Here is a 16708-nt window from a genome sequence, read left to right as displayed (position 1 = left end):
GACCCCAAACCCCAGTATCGAGGCCTATGAGCAAAGTCCTGATCATCGGCGCCGGCGGCGTCGGCGGAGTCGTCACCCACAAGTGCGCCCAGCATCCGGAGGTCTTCTCCGAGATCTGCCTGGCCAGCCGCAACGAGGACAAGTGCCGGGCCATCGCCGCCCAGCTGGACCGGCCCATCCGCACGGCCCGGGTGGACGCGGACAACGTGGAGGAACTGGTGCGCCTCATCGAGGCGGAACGGCCCGACGTGCTGGTGCACGTGGCCCTGCCCTACCAGGACCTGACCATCATGGAGGCCTGCCTGCGCACCGGCACCCCCTACCTGGACACCGCCAACTACGAGCACCCGGACGAGGCCAAGTTCGAATACCGGGAGCAGTGGGCCTTCCAGGACCGTTACCGCGAGGCAGGCCTCATGGCCACCCTGGGCTGCGGCTTCGACCCGGGCATGACCAACATCTACTGCGCCTGGGGACAGAAGCACCTGTTCGACGAGATCCACCACATCGACATCCTGGATGCCAACGGGGGGGACCACGGCTACCCCTTCGCCACCAACTTCAATCCCGAGATCAACATCCGCGAGGTGACCGCCAACGGCCGCTACTGGGAGGACGGCCAGTGGAAGGAGACCCCGCCCCTGGCCGAGAAGCGGGTGTTCGACTTCGACGGCATCGGCCCCAAGGATCTCTACCTGCTCTACCACGAGGAGCTGGAATCCCTGGTGCAGAACATCCGCGGGCTCAAGCGCATCCGTTTCTGGATGACCTTCTCGCAGCAGTACCTCACCCACCTGAAGGTGCTGGAGAACGTGGGCATGACCGGCATCGAGCCGGTGGAATACGAGGGCAAGGAGATCATCCCCCTGCAGTTCCTGCGCAAGCTGCTGCCGGACCCGGCTACCCTGGGACCGCGCACCCAGGGCAAGACCAATATCGGCGTGATCCTGGACGGCATCAAGGACGGCCGGCGGCGCAAGGTGCACATCTACAACATGTGCGACCACCAGGCCTGCTACCGCGAGGTGCAATCCCAGGCGGTGTCCTACACCACCGGCGTGCCCGCCACCCTGGGGGCCATGCTCATGGCCCAGGGGATCTGGAAGGGCGAAGGGGTGTTCAACGTGGAGCAGCTGGATCCGGACCCGTTCATGGAGCGCATCGGTGACCTGGGCCTGCCCTGGCAGGTGAAGGAACTGGATCCGGACAGCGATCCCCTGGGCTGAGACCACCATGGACCTGCCCGCCACGCCGGACTTCGATCCCCGGGACTGCCCCTCCCCCGCCTTCGTGGTGGACGACGCCCTGCTGATCCGCAACCTGGAGCGCCTCGCCCGGGTGCGCGAGGCCAGCGGGGCGCGCATCCTGCTGGCCCTGAAGGGGTTCGCCATGTGGGATACCTTCCCGCTGCTGCGCCGTTACCTGGACGGGACCACCGCCAGCGGCCAGCACGAGGCCCGGCTGGGGGCCGAGCAGTTCGGCGGCGAGGTGCACTGCTTCAATCCGGCCTTCTCCGACGCGGAGATGACGAAGGTGCTGCGCCACGCCGACCACATCAGTTTCAACTCTCCCGGGCAGTGGCTACGCTTTCGCGAGCGGGTCGCCGGCGCGGCGCGCCGCGTCTCCCCGGGGCTGCGGGTAAACCCGGAACACTCCGAAGGGGCGGTGGCCCTCTACGACCCCTGCACCCCGGGTTCCCGCCTGGGTACCCGCATCCGCGATCTGGAGGGGGTGGATCTCACGGGGCTGGAGGGGCTGCATTTCCACACCCTGTGTGAGCAGAACAGCGATGCCCTGGAACGCACCCTGGCGGCCTTCGAGGCCCGTTTCGGCCACCTGTTGCCCGCCCTGAAGTGGGTGAACTTCGGCGGCGGGCACCACATCACGCGGGAGGACTACGACGTGGACCGCCTGGTGCGCATCGTGCGCGGATTCCGCGCCCGCCACCCGCACCTGACGGTCTACCTGGAGCCCGGGGAGGCCATCGCCCTGAACGCGGGCTTTCTCGTATGCACGGTGCTGGACATCGTGGACAACGAGGGGCCCATCGCCATCCTGGACACCTCGGCCACCGCCCACATGCCGGACGTGCTGGAGATGCCCTACCGGCCGCAGGTGGTGGGCGCGGGCCAGCCCGGGGAGAGGCCCTATACCTACCGCCTGGGGGGGCAGACCTGCCTGGCGGGGGACATGATCGGGGTCTACGCCTTCGACGAACCCCTATCCATCGGACAGCGCCTGGTGTTCACCGACATGGCCCACTACACCATGGTGAAGACCACCACCTTCAACGGCATGCCCCTTCCGGCCATCTGCCGGGTGGACGCACAAAGCCGCCAACTGCGGGTGGTGAAGGCCTTCGGCTACGAGGACTACAGGAACCGGCTGAGCTAGGGCCATCCCCCGGGGGGCCGAACTCCATTCCTGTCCCGGGCGGCGGCCTCAGGCCGCCGGGGACTCCTCGATGCCCTCCAGACGGTCCTCCAGCTCCTCACCGGCACGGCGCAGGGCCTCCAGGGTCTCCTCGTCCGGATGCCAATAGTTGCGGTCGGAGGCCTCCAGCAGGCGGTTGGCCATCTTGGCCGAGGCCGTGGGGTTGAGCTTGGCCAGCCGCTCGCGCATCTCCGGGTCCAGCACGAAGGTCTCGGAGAGCTTCTGATACACCCAGGGCTGCACCTGGCCGGTGGTGGCGGACCAGCCCATGGTGTTGGTGATGTGCACCTCGATCTGCCGCACCCCCTCGTAGCCGTGCTTCAGGGCCCCCTCGTACCACTTGGGGTTGAGCATGCGGGTGCGGGTCTCCAGGGATACCTGTTCCGACAGGGTGCGCACGGTGCCGTCGCCCTTGGTCTGGTCGCCGATGTACACCGGGGTATCCTTGCCGCCCCGGGCCTGGCGCACGGCGCGGCTGATGCCGCCGAGGGTGTCGAAGTAGTTGTCGATGGTGGTCACCCCCAGCTCCACGGAGTCCAGGTTCTGGTAGGTGAGCTGCACGTCCGCCAGCATGGTCTTGAGCAGGGCGTCCTGCTTGCTGGGCCGCCCGTTGCGGCCGTAGGCAAACCCCTTGCGCTGGGTATAGGTGTTGCCCAGTTCGTCCTCGTCGTCCCAGCGCCCGTTCTCCACCAGGCTGTTGACGTTGGAGCCGTAGGCCCCGTCGGCATTGCCGTAGACCCGCAGCGCCGCCGTCTCCAGGTCACAGCCGTGGGCCTTCTGATAGGCCAGGGCGTGGGCGCGCACGAAGTTCTGCTCCAGGGGCTCGTCCTCGGCGGCCGCCGCCAGGTAGGTGGCCTCCGCCAGGAGCTTGATCTGCAGGGGCAGCAGGTCGCGGAAGATGCCCGAGAGGGTGAGCACCACGTCGATGCGGGGGCGGCCCAGCTCCTCCAGCGGGATGAGTTCCGCGCCGGCCAGGCGGCCATAGTTGTCAAACCGCGGGCGGGCCCCCACCAGGGCCAGGGCCTGGCCGATCTGGCTGCCCTCGGTCTTGAGGTTGTCACTGCCCCAGAGGACCATGGCCACGGACTCGGGCAGGCCGTTGCCCTCCTGCTGATGGCGGGCGATGAGCCGCTCCGCCTGCTGCGCGCCATCCTTGAGGGCGAAGGCGCTGGGGATACGGAAGGGATCGAAGCCGTGCAGGTTGCGCCCGGTGGGCAGCACGTCCGGCTGGCGCATGACATCCCCCCCCGGCGCGGGGCGGATGAAGCGCCCGTCCAGGGCCCGCAGGATGCCGTCGATCTCGTGGTCCCGGGACATGAGTTCGTTGGCCCGCAGCAGTTGCTGCAGGCGTTCCCGGTTCTCCTCGGTGTCCTCCAGCCCCGCCTGCTCCAGGGCCGGTGCCACCTCGCCGGTCCGCACCAGGGTCTGCACCGCCTCCCGCTCCAGACGCATGGACTGGCCGGCATCGGCCATGGCCACCAGCATATCGACGCGCTCCTCCTCGTCCGGAGGGGTGCCCACCACGTGCAGGCCATGGGGGATCAGGGTGTATTCCAGTTCCAGCACGGCCTCGCCCAGGCGACGCACCTGCTCCTCGGCCTCGCCGCTGCCCACGTCCCAGAGGGGTTCGGCGGGGGCCAGTTCCAGTTCCGCCGCCTGGGACTGGATCAGTTCCGCCAGTTCGGCGCGCTCGTGCTCGCGATCCGGTTCCAGCCCGCGCCAGCGGTCGATGGAGCTCTTGAGATCCACCAGGCCGCGATAGAGGCCGGCATGGGCCACCGGCGGGGTCAGGTAGCTGACGAGCGTGGCCGCGGAACGGCGCTTGGCCAGGGCCCCCTCCGAGGGGTTGTTGGAGGCATAGAGATACAGGTTGGGCAGATCGCCGATGAGGCGGTCGGGCCAGCAGGCGCCGGACATGCCCACCTGCTTGCCCGGCATGAACTCCAGGGCCCCATGGGTGCCGAAATGCAGCACGGCGTGGGCGGCGAAGTCCTCCCGCAGGTAGCGGTAGAAGGCGGAGAAGGCATGGGTGGGGGCAAAGCCGTGCTCGAAGAGCAGGCGCATGGGGTCCCCTTCATAGCCGAAGGAGGGTTGCACCGCCACCAGGACATTGCCGTACTGCCGACCCATGACGAAGATGGAGCTGCCATTGGTGAGCACCTTGCCCGGGGCCGGGCCCCATTGGGCCTCGATCTCCTTGAGATGCTTCTCGCGGCGCACGTGGTCCTCGGCGGGGATGAGGGTATGCACGTTGGCATCGGCGCCGTACTGCTCCCGATTGCCGTTGATGATCTCCTCCCGCAGGGCATCGGCGCTCTCGGGCAGATCCACATGGTAGCCCGCGGCCTGCATCTCCCGCAGGGTGTTGTATAGCGACTCGAAGACCCCCAGATAGGCGGCCGTGCCGGTGTTGCCGGCGTTGGGCGGGTAGTTGAACAGCACCACCGCCACCTTGCGCTCGGCCCGCTCGGCCCGGCGCAGTTCCACCAGGCGGCGCACCCGGGCCACCAGCATCTGCGCCCGCTCGCGGCAGGTGAACATGTCCTGGGTGTTGTCGCTGCCGCTGAAGGTGCAGCCCAGCTCGCAGCCCTCGCAGACACTGCCGGCCGGCCCCGGGCGGCCACCGAAGACCATGGGGGCGATGCTGCCGTCCAGTTCCGGGATGGCCACCATGATGGTGCTCTCCACCGGCAGCAGACCCCGTTCGGAGCGGCCCCACTGGTCCAGGGTCTGGAATTCCACCGGGTGGGCCGCGATGTAGGGCACATCGAGGCGGGTCAGGATCTCCTCGGCGGCGCGGGCGTCGTTATAGGCCGGCCCGCCCACCAGGGAGAAGCCGGTGAGGGAGACCACGGCGTCCACCGTGGGACGGCCGTCCTCCATGAAGAAGGCCTCGATGGCGGGGCGGGCGTCCAGGCCGGCGGCGAAGGCGGGGATCACCTCAAGCCCGGCCTCCTCCAGGCCGCGGATGACCGGATCGTAGTGTCCCGCGTTACCCGCCAGGACATAGGAGCGCAACAGCAGCAGGCCGACGCGCCCCTGCCCCTTGTTTCCCCGGCGCGGCAGGTCCTGCAGATCCGCCGAGAGCCGGGGGGTCATGTCCGGGTGGTAGACCCCCACCTCGGGGTACTCCACCGGCGACGCCACCTCCAGGCGGCCCCGCAGGCCACGGCGCGGGCCGTCGGCATAACGGTCCACCAGGAAGCGGATCATGTTGGCCATGTTTTCCTCGGACCCGCCGAGCCAGTACTGGAGGGTGAGGAAGTAGGCGCGCACGTCCTGGGCGGTGCCGGGGATGAAGCGCAGCAACTGGGGGATGCGGCGCAGCATCTTCATCTGCTGGGCACCGGCGCTGGCGGGGCTGTCCCCCTCCTTCTGCTGGCCCCGCAGCTTCTTGAGCAGGGCCATGGGACCGCTGCTGGGCTTGGACATGTCGAACTGGCCCATGCGCGTCAGCTTGGTCACGTCGCCGGCGGACATGGCGCAGATGAGGGCATCGCAGTCGTCCCGGCGCGCCTTCAGGTCCTCGAGGATCTGCTGGTACTGGTCCTCGAGAAAGAGCATGGTGACCACGAGGATGTCGGCGGCCGCCACATCGGCGCGGCATCGCTCCAGGGCCTCGGCGTCCCCCGCCCATTCGGAGGCGGCGTGGAGCGAGAGCTCCAGCCCCGGCAGCTGGCGCTGGAGCGTGGCCCTGGCCCGGTCCGTGGCACTGGCCAGATGGGTGTCCATGGTGACGATGACCACCCGGATGGGGGTTGGATCGGCTGCAGACGTGGGCTTGGATGCCATAGGATTTCGTGCCTGTAATGGGGTTTCCGGAACGGCCGGCTGGCGCCTCCCCGGGATCCGTGTCAAATTAGTTCGGCCCGGGCCGGGTGTCAACCAAGCTGGACAGGCCCTTGCGGGGGCCCCACGAGCCACCGGACACCCCGGCGCGGTGCGCCCCGAAGCGCCATGCATACCCCCATGCGGAGGTGCGGTTTGAAAGGCCTGACGCGCACATTTCTCACCGGTCTTGCGGCCATCTTGCCGATGGTGGTCACCCTAGCCCTTGTCCTTTGGCTGGGCAACACCCTGGAGGCGGTGCTCGGGGGCCTGCTCAAGCTCCTGCTCCCGGACACCCTCTACCTGCCGGGGCTGGGGCTGGTGACGGGCGTGGGCCTGATCTTCGCCCTGGGCCTGCTCATGCGGGCCTATGTGGTGCAGGGGCTGCTGCAATGGGTGGAGGGCTGGATGCAGCGCATCCCGGTGGTCAAGACCATCCACGGCATGGTGCGGGACGTGACCCGGCTCTTCTCCGGCGAGATCCACGAGCGCTTTGGCGAGGCGGTGCTGGTCACCCTCCCCGGCCTGGACGCCCGCGTGGTGGGCTTTATCACCCGGGAGGACTTCGCCGGGCTGCCGGCGGCCCTCGGCGATCGAGACACCATCGCCGTCTACCTGCCCATGAGCTACCAGATCGGGGGCTATACCCTGATGCTGCCGCGGGAGCGGGTCCAGCCGCTGGACCTGTCCCTGGAGGACGCCATGCGCTACACCCTCACCGCCGGGGTTTCGGCACGCAAGGATGAGCGGGGCGATTCCGCCCCGTCCCCGCGCCCCTGAGGACGGGGGACGGCGGCCGGGATCAGCGCACCCGCCCCTGCTCCAGCGCCTCCAGGGTGGTCGCCACGGCGACGCCCACCCCGCGGCTCAGGCGGGAGAGCAGGTCCTCCCGGGGGGTGAAGTCCACCACCTCGGGTTCTCCCACCACCTCCCGGGCCACGTCACCGGCGCTGGCCAGTCCATCCACCAGCCCCAGTTCCAGGGCCTTTTCACCGGTCCATACCAGGCCGGTAAAGAGTTCGGCATCCTCCTTCAGACGCTCGCCGCGCCCCTCGCGCACCGCTTCCACGAACTGGCGGTGGATGCCATCCAGCATGCGCTGGATATGGTCCCGCTCCTCCGGATCCACCGGCTGGAAGGGGTCCAGCAGCCCCTTGTGCTCCCCGGCGGTGAGCAGGCGCCGCTCGATGCCCAGGCGCTCCATGGCCTCGGTGAAGCCGAAGCTGTCCATGCGCACGCCGATGGAGCCGACGATGCTGGAGGGGCTGGCGTAGATGCGGTCGGCGGCCACGGCGGCATAGTAACCGCCGGAGGCGCCCATATCCGAGATGACGGCATACAGCGGCACCTCCGGATGCGCCTTGCGCAGGCGCTGGATGGCATCGTGGATATAGGCCGCCTGCACCGGGCTGCCCCCGGGGCTGTTGATCCGCAATAGGACGGCCCGTGTGTTGTCATCCTCGAATGCCTTCTCCAGCCCGGACACCACCCGGTCGGCGCTGGCCGGGGTCTCGTCGGCGATCATGCCCTTGAGATCCACCAGGGCGGTATGGGGCCCCCGGGCCGGGCCTTCCCCCGTGGGCAGGGCGCCCATGAGCACCAGCAGCAGGAACAGCAGGTAACCAAAGCCCAGGAGCTTGAAGAAGATGCCCCAGCGCCGGGCAGTGCGGCGCTCCTTGAGCCCCGCCAGGGCGATGTCCCGCAGGGCCTCGCGCTCCCAGGGCTCCGGGGTGCGGGCGTTGCCGGATTCGGATTGCGCATCGGGTGTGTCGGTCATGGTCTTTCGTTCTCCTTGGCGGGGCGGATCAGGGGGTCAGGAGGCATCGGACGGGGCACGGACCCCGCCCGTGGCCAGCCAGTGGGGTAGTTGCCGCAGGTCGTCCAGCAGGATCCGGGGGGCATGGGATGCCAGCCAGCCGGCATCATGCACCCCGGTGGTGACCCCCACGCCGTCGGTGCCGGCATTGGCGGCCATCTGCAGGTCCAGGACGCTGTCGCCGATCATGAGGGTCTCCTCCGGGGGCACCCCGGCGTAGTCCATCACCGCCTGCAGCAACGCGGGGTGTGGCTTGGAGAAGGCCTCCTCGGCGCAGCGGGTGACCAGGAATCGGGACCCCAGGCCCGTGGAGGTCAGCTTGCGGTCCAGCCCCTTGCGGGACATGCCCGTGGCCACTCCCAGCCAGTAGCCCGCCGCCTCCAGGTCCGCCAGCACCTGGGGCACCCCAGGGAACAGGGGGGAGGGGGTGGGATCATCCCCCAGGTAGCGTTCCCGGTAGGCATGGGTAAAGGCCTCGCACAGGGCCTCGTCGGCCTCGGGATAGAGCTGCAGGATGGCATCCTGCAGTCCCAGGCCGATGACATCCTTCAGGGCCTGCCGCGGGCGTTCCTCCAGCCCCAGGGCATGGATGGCCCCCTGCAGGCAGTGGACGATGCGGCCGATGGAGTCCATCAGCGTACCGTCCCAGTCGAATACGAGGAGTTGGTAATTCCGGATCTGTTTCATGTCGTGGGTCAGACGGGGATCACGGGGTTTCGGGGTCGCCCAGGCGCTCCAGCACCCGGGCGAGATCCGGGTCCAGGGGGGCATCCAGGTGGTAACTGTGCCCGCTGGACGCCAGGGTGAAGGACAGGGAACGGGCATGCAGGAAGAGCCGCCGCAGGCCCAACCGGCGCAGGCGGCGGTTGAAGGCGAAGTCACCGTAGTGCCGGTCCCCCGCCACCGGATGGCCCTCATGGGCGGCGTGTACCCGGATCTGGTGGGTGCGACCGGTGCCGATCTTCACCTCCATCCAGGTGGCCCCGTCGTAGTGGGCCAGGGGCGTGAACAGGCTGTCGGCGTCCCGCCCCTCCTCGTCCACCCGCACCAGGCGCACCTCGCCGCGGCGGGCATCGCGGGTCAGCCCCTGCTGCACCCGGCGGGGACCGCCGCGCCATGACCCGGCCACCAGGGCCAGATAGGTCTTGTCCATCCCGCCCTCCCGCAGGCAGGCATGGAAGGCCTGCAGGGCCGGACGGTTGCGGGCCAGCACCAGGCAACCGCTGGTCTCCCGGTCCAGGCGGTGGGCCAGTTCCAGAAAGGGCTCCTGGGGACGCAGGCGGCGCATGGCCTCGATGACCCCCACCGGCACGCCGCTGCCCCCGTGGACCGGAAGCCCCGCGGGTTTGTTCAGCACCAGCAGGTCCTCATCCTCCAGGAGCACCGCCCCGGCCAGGGTCTGCGCCAGCCCCTGCGGCAGGGGCAGATCCTCCAGGGGGCGGGGTGTCCCCCGGGCCACGGGGGGAAGACGCACGCAATCGCCCTGCTCCAGGCGGTAATCCGGCTTGCTGCGCCGCCCGTTCACCCGCACCTCCCCCTTGCGCAGCAGGCGGTAGATGCGGCTGCGGGGCACGCCCTTGAGCTGGCGCATCAGGTAGTTGTCCAGGCGCTGCCCGGCCTCGCCGGGGGTGATCTCCCGATGTTCAACGCCGGCCTTGGATGTGGAAGGGCTCTGCGGCATGGGCGCATCATACCAGTTCATTCAAGCATTTGATGGACTTTTACAACATTGCTATGATGACGTGTCGCGCTCGGTAGAAGCGGCCCGCCGGTGAGACCCGGAACTACCCGTTCCGGCCCACCCCGGCGCCCGGACCCCGCGACCGAAACGAACACCACCGGGGAATGCCTGCCCCGCGGCAGCGCCCGTTCCCCGTCATGGACCCTCGCTCCAGAAGCACCACACCGGTTTTGATGATTCTGAGCGGATTACTGCCCAACCCCGCCCCCACGCTCCGGCAAGCGGAAACCGAGGGCGTCGTGCTTCCATGGCTGTGCGCCTGTGCGCTGCTCCTGAGCGCCGCGCGCCCCTGGCCTGCGACACCGCAGACGCCCGTGAAACGCCCGGGCATGGCTGGGCCCTGCATTCGAGACCGTATTCATGAAACGCATCCTCATCAACGCGACGCAGCCCGAAGAGCTGCGCGTGGCCATGGTCGATGGCCAGAAGCTCTACGACCTCGACATCGAGCTGCCCTCCCGCGAACAGAAGAAGGCCAACGTTTACAAAGGGGTGGTCACCCGGGTTGAACCCAGCCTGGAGGCCGCCTTCATCAACTACGGCGCCGAGCGCCACGGCTTCCTGCCCTTCAAGGAGATCGCCCGCAGCTATCTCACGCCCGACGAGAACGGCGACCTCTCCCCCAAGACCGGACTGAAGGAGGGCATGGAGCTCATCGTCCAGGTGGAGAAGGAGGAACGCGGCACCAAAGGGGCCGCCCTCACCACCTTCGTCAGCCTGGCGGGGCGCTATCTGGTGCTCATGCCCAACAACCCCCGTGCCGGCGGTGTCTCCCGGCGCATCGAGGGGGAGGAGCGCAGCGAGATCCGCGAGGCCCTGGCCCAACTGGAGGTGCCCCAGGGCATGGGCCTGATCGCCCGCACCGCCGGGGTGGGCCGCAGCGTGGAGGAGCTGCAGTGGGACCTGGAATACCTCAAGACCCTGTGGCAGGCCATCGCTGACGCCGCCGAGAGCCACAAGGCCCCCTTCCTCGTCTACCAGGAGAGCAACGTGATCATCCGCACCCTGCGGGATCACATGCGCAATGACATCGCCGAGATCCTCATCGACGATGCCAAGGTCTTCCAGCAGGCCCAGGACTTCATGCAGCAGGTGATGCCCAACAACCTGCGCAAGCTCAAACGGTATGAAGACCCCGTTCCCCTGTTCAACCGCTACCAGATCGAGAGCCAGATCGAGGCCGCCTTCCAGCGGGAGGTGACCCTGCCCTCCGGCGGGGCCATCGTCATCGACCACACCGAGGCCCTGATCTCCATCGACGTCAACTCCGCCCGCGCCACCAAGGGCAGCGACATCGAGGAGACGGCCCTCAACACCAACCTGGAGGCCGCGGACGAGATCGCCCGCCAGCTGCGCCTGCGGGACCTGGGTGGCCTGATCGTCATCGACTTCATCGACATGGCCCCCAACCGCAACCAGCGCGAGGTGGAGAACCGCCTGCGCACCGCCCTGGAGATGGACCGGGCGCGGGTCCAGGTGGGGCGCATCTCCCGCTTCGGCCTGCTGGAGATGTCCCGCCAGCGCCTGCGCCCCTCCCTGGGGGAATCCAGCCAGATCGTCTGCCCCCGCTGCAACGGCAGCGGCCACATCCGCAGCGTGGAATCCCTGTCCCTCTCCGTCCTGCGCCTGCTGGAAGAAGAGGCCATGAAGGACAAGACCGGTCGCGTGCTGGCCCACCTGCCGGTGGACGTCTCCACCTTCCTGCTCAACGAGAAGCGCCCGGTGATCTCCAGCATCGAGTCCCGCTACGGCGTGGAGATCACCCTGGTGCCCAGCCCCGCCCTGCTCACCCCCCACTTCACCGTGCGGCGGCTGCGCAGTGACGAGACCGAGGAGGAGATCGGTGAACGCAGCAGCTACCAGCTGCTCAGCGAGGAAGAGCCGGAGCTGGTGGACCAGCCCCGCAAGATGCGTCTGGAAAAGGCCCTGGTGCAGACCATAACCCCGGCCACCCCGGCCCCCGGCGCATCCCGCGAACCGGAACAGGCGGCGCGCAACGACCACGCCTCGGTGCGTGCCGCATCGCCCGTATCCCTGCCCGGCCTGTTCAGCCGCATCTGGAACAGCCTCTTCCCCAACCCGGCCACCACCCAGGACGGGGATGGCTCCACCCAGCGGGGTGAGGGCCGCACGGAGACCCCGAAGGGGCGCGCACCGACCCGCAGGGGCAGTACCCCCCGCTCCGGCGACGACGAACAGGAGGAGAAGGACAAGGGCAACGGCCGCAGCCGTTCCCGCCGCAGCAGCAGCCGCGGCCGGCGGGGCAGTGGCCGTGGCACACCCAGCGGCGACGGCGGCGCCGAGAAGCAGGACAACCGGGAGCGGTCCTCCAGCGCCCGCGGCGAGGACAGCGACAGCGGTCAGAAGGGCCCCGAAGAACGCACCAAGGCCGGCAAGGCCTCCCCTGCCCCGGCCACAGCCGCAAAGGACAGCACTCCCGGCGAGGAAGGCGGAGAAGCGGCGGCCGGCGAGGGCAATGGCAACGGTGGCGGCAAGCCGGAAGGCGGCAACGGCAAGAGCACCGGCCGCAGCCGGGGACGCCGGGGCGGACGCCGCCGCCGGCGTACCCCCTCCAGCAACGGCGGTGAGGGGCGTTCTAGCGAAACACAATCCGAGGCAGCGGAAGGCGGCCCATCCCCGGAGGCCGGCCAGGACAAGGCGACCCAGGCAGCCTCCGCTGCCCCCTCCAAGGGGGAAGACACCTCCAAGCAGGGGGGAACGTCCCCTGGCCGGGAAGGGTCCACGGCCCCTGCCGAGGAACCGGGGACCCGCGAGGATTCCCGCAGACGCGGAGGCAGCACCTCCGCCGAGGCCAAGAAGGACGGCCAGGCGAACGCCACGTCTGCCCAGGGTGGGGAAGCAGGGGGCGATACCGGCCCCAGCGCAGGGCAGAACGCCCGCCGTAGGCCCCGGGGCGACCAGCAGGTAGACAAGAAGTCACCGGCGCCGGCCCCGTCCCCCGCAAACCAGGACGAACAGGCCGCCCCTGAAAAGGCCGCCCAAGGGAAGGCAGGTCAGCCCCCGGAGGACGGCCCGGGGGATGCAACCCCGGCAACCGAGGATCGCACCCCTTCCGGCCAGAAATCCGGGGGAGGCGGCCGCCGCCGCCCCGGCGGGGCCCCTACCTCGGGCAGCCGCAGCCTCTCCCGGGAAGAGATGGAAAAACTGCAGGCGGTCACCCGCCAGGCACGGCAGGAGCCGGATGCTCCGGACACAACGGCGGCGAAGGCCCAGGCTAAGGCAAAGGGCCAGGATCCGGCTGAAGCGACGAGGGAGCCGGCCGGCGGCGACAAGGCGGCGCAAAGCGGCGGGGATTGACCCGCCCCGGCCCCCTGAAACGAGAGGCCCCCGACCGACGCTCGGGGGCCTTTTCTTTGGGGGATCCCCTACCCCCGGACGCCCTGGCGCTCGCGGATGCGCTGCAAGAGCCCCTGGGAGGCATCCTCCACCATATCCAGCACGCGGTCAAAACCCCGATCCCCGCCATAATAGGGGTCCGGCACCTCCTGCTCCTCCCAGTTGCGGGCAAAGGCCATGAACAGTCCCAGATGACCGCGCACGGCCTGAGCCGGCGCCAGGGCCTGCAGATGGGCCAGATTCTCCCGGTCCATGGCCAGGACGTAGTCGAAACGCTCCAGATCCTCCCGTTCCACCCGCCGGGCCCGCTGCCCACTGAGATCGATGCCCCGCTGCAGCGCGGCACGGCGGGCACGGGGATCCGGCGGCTCGCCCACGTGATAGGCGTGGGTGCCAGCGGAATCCACCAGGACCCGCTGCTCCAGGCCTTCCTTGGCCAATAACCATTGCAGCACCCCCTGGGCCGTGGGGGAACGGCAGATGTTCCCCAGGCAGACCATGAGGACCGAGACCTTCTCTTCCTGCATCATGAAACGACCATCGCATTCTGGGTTGGACATCCCGGGGGGCCCCGGTGCCGGGGCATGATACACGAGCCCACAGTGCTTGACAGGCATGTCCCCGGGCGGGCATGAGCGGGTACCATCGGCAGAAACCCATCCCGGACGGGCACCCCATGAGTCTCCCCCCCCTGCGCAGTGGTGATCTGCACATCCAGCTGACCCAAGGCGGGCAGAGTGCCCTTCGGGGTCTGCAGCCGGGGCAGATCCTCCAGGCCCGGGTGCTCACCTCCGCCCAATCCGGCGGCGACACCCTGCTGCGTCTGGGGGGTACGGGGGTGGAGGCCCGCCTGCCGGTGCCCGTACGGGCAGGACAATCACTGACCCTGCAGGTGACCGCCGTCCATCCCCGGTTGCAGTTGACCCTGCTGCCGGCATCCACGGGCCAGGTCTCCATGGACGGACCTCAGGCGGGTACACCGGCCACGACATCCCCCCCTTTCTCCACCCCACAGGGCCCCGCGACCGGCTCCCTCCTCCCCGCCGGGCCGCCCGGGGGACCCACCTCCGGGGCGGCCCACGCCCCCCTGCTGCGCCAGTGGGCCCCGGTCCAGGCCTCCCAGGCCCCACTCATGGCCACCCTGGCCCGGCTCCAGGGCCAGGAGTCGGCCTCCATGCGCCAGGGGCTGCCGCCGGCGGTACGCCAGGCGATGGAGGCCCTGTGGATGAACCTGCCCCGGGTGGAGGGCATCACCACGGGGCCCGGACTGCGCCGGGCCCTGCTGGATTCGGGCCTCTTCCTGGAGGCGCGCCTGGCCCGGGCCGCCGAGGATGGGAAGCCCCCCCCCGTGGGCCGGGACCTGAAGGGACGGCTCCTTTCCCTGGCCCGGCAGTTGCGCAGCCTGCCCCCGGCCTCCCGCGGTGGCGGGGATGCCCCCGCACCGACGCGGCAGGATCCGCCGCCCCCCTTTCGGGAGGCGCAGCCCGTACCCCAGGGACGCCCCCAGGGCGCGCCGCTACAGGCGGACCAGTGGCTCGCCACCCTGCAGCGCCAGGTGGAGGGCAGCCTGGCGCGCCTGGTGATGCACCAGCTGGCCAGTGCAGAGAAGCCGGAGGAACCGGGGCAGTCCCCGCGCTGGTTCCTGGAACTCCCCCTGAAGGGGGAGGACGGGGTGGATGTGGTGCACATGCGCCTGCAGCGGGAGGGGGGACATCGCGGGGGCCGGGAGGACGCGGATCACCCCTGGCGTGCAGACCTGGCCCTGGACCTGCCGGGGCTGGGCCCCCTCCATGTGCGGGTGGTGGTGCGTGGTGATCAGGTGACCACCCAGTTCTGGGCAGAGGCGGCGGCGGGGAGCGAGCGCCTGCAACAGGCCCTGCCCCGGCTGCGGGAGCGCCTGCAGGCCCGGGACCTGGAGGTGGTGAACCTGCAGTGCCGCAACGCCCCGCCCCCGCCGGAGCCCCCCGCACGGGGGGATGGCCCCATCGTGGACGGACGGGCATGAGTAAGGACCGCAGGCCACCGCGCAGCGCCATCGCCCTGCAGTACACGGGCCGTGGCGCGCCGCGGCTCACCGCCAAGGGCCGCGGCGAGGTGGCCGAACAGATCGAGGCCCTGGCCCGGACCCACGGGGTGGCCATCCACGAGGATGCCGCCCTGACCCAGGCCCTTTCCCAGATCCCCCTGGGGGAGGAGATCCCCGAGAACCTGTACGTGGCGGTGGCAGAGGTACTGGCCTTTGTCTACTGGCTCGGCGGACGCCGCCCCGGGGATGAGAAAGACCAAGACCGCGGAGAGGCGGATACAGGGGAGGCAGAGCGGGGGGGATGAGAAGCGGGGTACGGCCTCAATTGGCCGGGGGATTGCGCCGGTGCATGGCCAGAAGCAGGTCCGCCTCCCCCCGGGAGAGGCCGCACTGCTCCATGAGTTCTTCCCGGCCCGCCCCCTGCTGCAGCATGCGCACGGCGTGGTTGTAGGCCCCCTCCTCCGGCGCCTGCAGGGTCATGCGCTCCTGCTGCTCCGTCAGGCGGCGCAGCTGGCGCTGCAACTGCTCCCGTTCCTCCTCCGCCTGCTGGGCCTGGGCGTGCAGGGCGCTCAGGGCGCCGCGCAGGGACAGCAGGCCCGCCTCCTGTTCCCGCAATGCCGCCCTCAACTGCCGCACCTGCCGCAGCAGCCCGATGCTGGCGGCCAGGGCCACCAGCCCCGCCAGCGATGCGATTGCCAAGCCGATGTATACGATCATGCGTACTCGTCGATTTGATCCGGGTCATCCGGCAGACCCGGACGCTCTCCGGGGCCCCGGTCCTGGGGCGGTTCTTCGCAGGTGGACCCGGTCTCCCCTTCCTCCCGGTCCTCCTGCGGTTCTCGCTCCTTGCGGCGCCTGGGCCCCCGGGGGAAACGCCGCGCGTCATCCCCCTCCTCGGGTACGGGGCGGCCGGGGATGGAAGGGTGGGTCGGTGGGATGGGAAGATCGGCCGCCATCGTCATCCTCCTGTCTCCGGGCCCCGGCCTAGAGGTTGGCCACCTCGGCCCATTCCTCGTCCGTCAGGAGCTTGTTCAGGTCCACGACGATGGTCAGCTCGCCGTCGCGGCTGGCCACGCCCTGGATGTACTTGGAACTCTCGTCGTTGCCCACGTTGGGGGCCGGATCCACTTCCTTGGCCGCCAGTTCGATCACCTCTGCCACGCTGTCCACCAGGATGCCGATTACCTGGCCGCTCACCTCGATGATCACCACCCGGGAGGCATCGTCGGGCTCCTTGTCGGACAGTCCCATGCGCCGCCGCGCGTCGATCACCGTCACCACGTTGCCCCGCAGGTTGATGATGCCCAGGACATAGTGGGGTGCCCCCGGCACCGGGGCGATCTCCGACACCCGCAGCACCTCCTGCACCTGCATGACATTGATGGCGTAGGTCTCTTCGGCGAGCCGGAAGGTGACGTACTGGGATGCCTCGGGGGCGGTGGACACGGATTCTTTGGCCATGAAGCTCTCACCTCCATCTAGGGAATCGAACGACCGACGTTGCCTG

Annotated in this window: 14 protein-coding genes; 6 read left to right on the top strand and 8 right to left on the bottom strand. The window is 69.5% G+C overall.

The genetic code is table 11. The annotated features are described in order from the left end of the window. The first annotated feature begins 26 nt into the window (after nt 1-26). On the top strand, nt 27-1226 hold the full coding sequence (locus BM214_RS04930) for a saccharopine dehydrogenase family protein (RefSeq protein ID WP_090484096.1): 1200 nt from the start codon (nt 27-29) through the stop codon (nt 1224-1226). Nucleotides 1227-1233: 7 nt separating this feature from the next. Next, entirely contained in the window at nt 1234-2394 is a 1161-nt protein-coding gene (gene nspC / locus BM214_RS04925) for a carboxynorspermidine decarboxylase (protein ID WP_090484094.1), read from the top strand. A gap of 48 nt (nt 2395-2442) precedes the next feature. Here the strand turns inward: nspC and BM214_RS04920 are convergent, their stop codons facing one another. Beyond that, on the bottom strand, nt 2443-6225 hold the full coding sequence (locus tag BM214_RS04920; RefSeq protein ID WP_090484093.1) for a magnesium chelatase subunit H: 3783 nt from the start codon (nt 6223-6225) through the stop codon (nt 2443-2445). Between the two features lie 243 nt (nt 6226-6468). Here BM214_RS04920 and BM214_RS04915 point away from each other — a divergent pair, with 243 nt between their 5' ends. Continuing rightward, the gene (locus tag BM214_RS04915; RefSeq protein WP_425319157.1) at nt 6469-7041 is read left to right on the top strand and encodes a DUF502 domain-containing protein; all 573 of its coding nucleotides are present in this window, start codon (nt 6469-6471) and stop codon (nt 7039-7041) included. A 22-nt stretch (nt 7042-7063) separates the two neighbouring features. Here BM214_RS04915 and sppA read toward each other — a convergent pair whose 3' ends face one another. Genes sppA through BM214_RS04900 form a run of 3 tightly spaced genes read right to left on the bottom strand, consistent with a single transcriptional unit; the run spans nt 7064 to nt 9758 of the window. Next, the gene (gene sppA / locus BM214_RS04910) at nt 7064-8038 is read right to left on the bottom strand and encodes a signal peptide peptidase SppA (RefSeq protein WP_090484091.1); all 975 of its coding nucleotides are present in this window, start codon (nt 8036-8038) and stop codon (nt 7064-7066) included. A gap of 36 nt (nt 8039-8074) precedes the next feature. Next, on the bottom strand, nt 8075-8764 hold the full coding sequence (locus tag BM214_RS04905; RefSeq protein WP_090484090.1) for an HAD family hydrolase: 690 nt from the start codon (nt 8762-8764) through the stop codon (nt 8075-8077). A 19-nt stretch (nt 8765-8783) separates the two neighbouring features. Then, nucleotides 8784-9758, bottom strand: coding sequence for an RluA family pseudouridine synthase (locus BM214_RS04900; RefSeq protein WP_218149032.1), 975 nt, complete (start codon nt 9756-9758; stop codon nt 8784-8786). Between the two features lie 420 nt (nt 9759-10178). On the opposite strand from BM214_RS04900, the gene BM214_RS04895 reads away from it, so the two are divergent. Further along, entirely contained in the window at nt 10179-13136 is a 2958-nt protein-coding gene (locus tag BM214_RS04895) for an Rne/Rng family ribonuclease (RefSeq protein WP_090484088.1), read from the top strand. A gap of 68 nt (nt 13137-13204) precedes the next feature. On the opposite strand, the gene BM214_RS04890 is transcribed toward BM214_RS04895, so the two are convergent. Then, the gene (locus tag BM214_RS04890) at nt 13205-13735 is read right to left on the bottom strand and encodes a low molecular weight protein-tyrosine-phosphatase (protein WP_244887846.1); all 531 of its coding nucleotides are present in this window, start codon (nt 13733-13735) and stop codon (nt 13205-13207) included. 116 nt (nt 13736-13851) lie between these two features. Between BM214_RS04890 and fliK the strand changes: the two genes are divergently transcribed. Beyond that, complete coding sequence (fliK, locus tag BM214_RS12960) at nt 13852-15180, top strand: flagellar hook-length control protein FliK (RefSeq protein ID WP_177217581.1); 1329 nt, start codon at nt 13852-13854, stop codon at nt 15178-15180. Beyond that, nucleotides 15177-15506, top strand: coding sequence for an EscU/YscU/HrcU family type III secretion system export apparatus switch protein (locus BM214_RS04880; protein ID WP_090484085.1), 330 nt, complete (start codon nt 15177-15179; stop codon nt 15504-15506). The genes fliK and BM214_RS04880 overlap by 4 nt, the downstream gene beginning before the upstream one ends. A gap of 16 nt (nt 15507-15522) precedes the next feature. Here BM214_RS04880 and BM214_RS04875 read toward each other — a convergent pair whose 3' ends face one another. From BM214_RS04875 to BM214_RS04865, 3 genes are read right to left on the bottom strand one after another with little or no spacing between them, the layout of a single operon-like run. After that, nucleotides 15523-15900 carry a DUF2802 domain-containing protein gene (locus tag BM214_RS04875; protein ID WP_244887845.1) on the bottom strand — a complete coding sequence of 126 codons (378 nt, stop codon included), beginning with the start codon at nt 15898-15900 and terminating at the stop codon, nt 15523-15525. Nucleotides 15901-15914: 14 nt separating this feature from the next. Next, nucleotides 15915-16157, bottom strand: coding sequence for a hypothetical protein (locus BM214_RS04870; protein WP_090484083.1), 243 nt, complete (start codon nt 16155-16157; stop codon nt 15915-15917). Nucleotides 16158-16185: 28 nt separating this feature from the next. Next, nucleotides 16186-16662, bottom strand: a complete 477-nt coding sequence (locus BM214_RS04865) for a chemotaxis protein CheW (protein WP_090484082.1) — start codon at nt 16660-16662, stop codon at nt 16186-16188. Between the last annotated feature and the right edge of the window lie 46 nt (nt 16663-16708).

The sequence above is a fragment of the Ectothiorhodospira mobilis genome, assembly GCF_900114895.1.
GTDB lineage: Bacteria > Pseudomonadota > Gammaproteobacteria > Ectothiorhodospirales > Ectothiorhodospiraceae > Ectothiorhodospira > Ectothiorhodospira mobilis_A.
The sequence above is the reverse complement of the archived record's forward strand: the minus strand, read 5'-3'. Positions and strand labels throughout refer to the sequence as shown.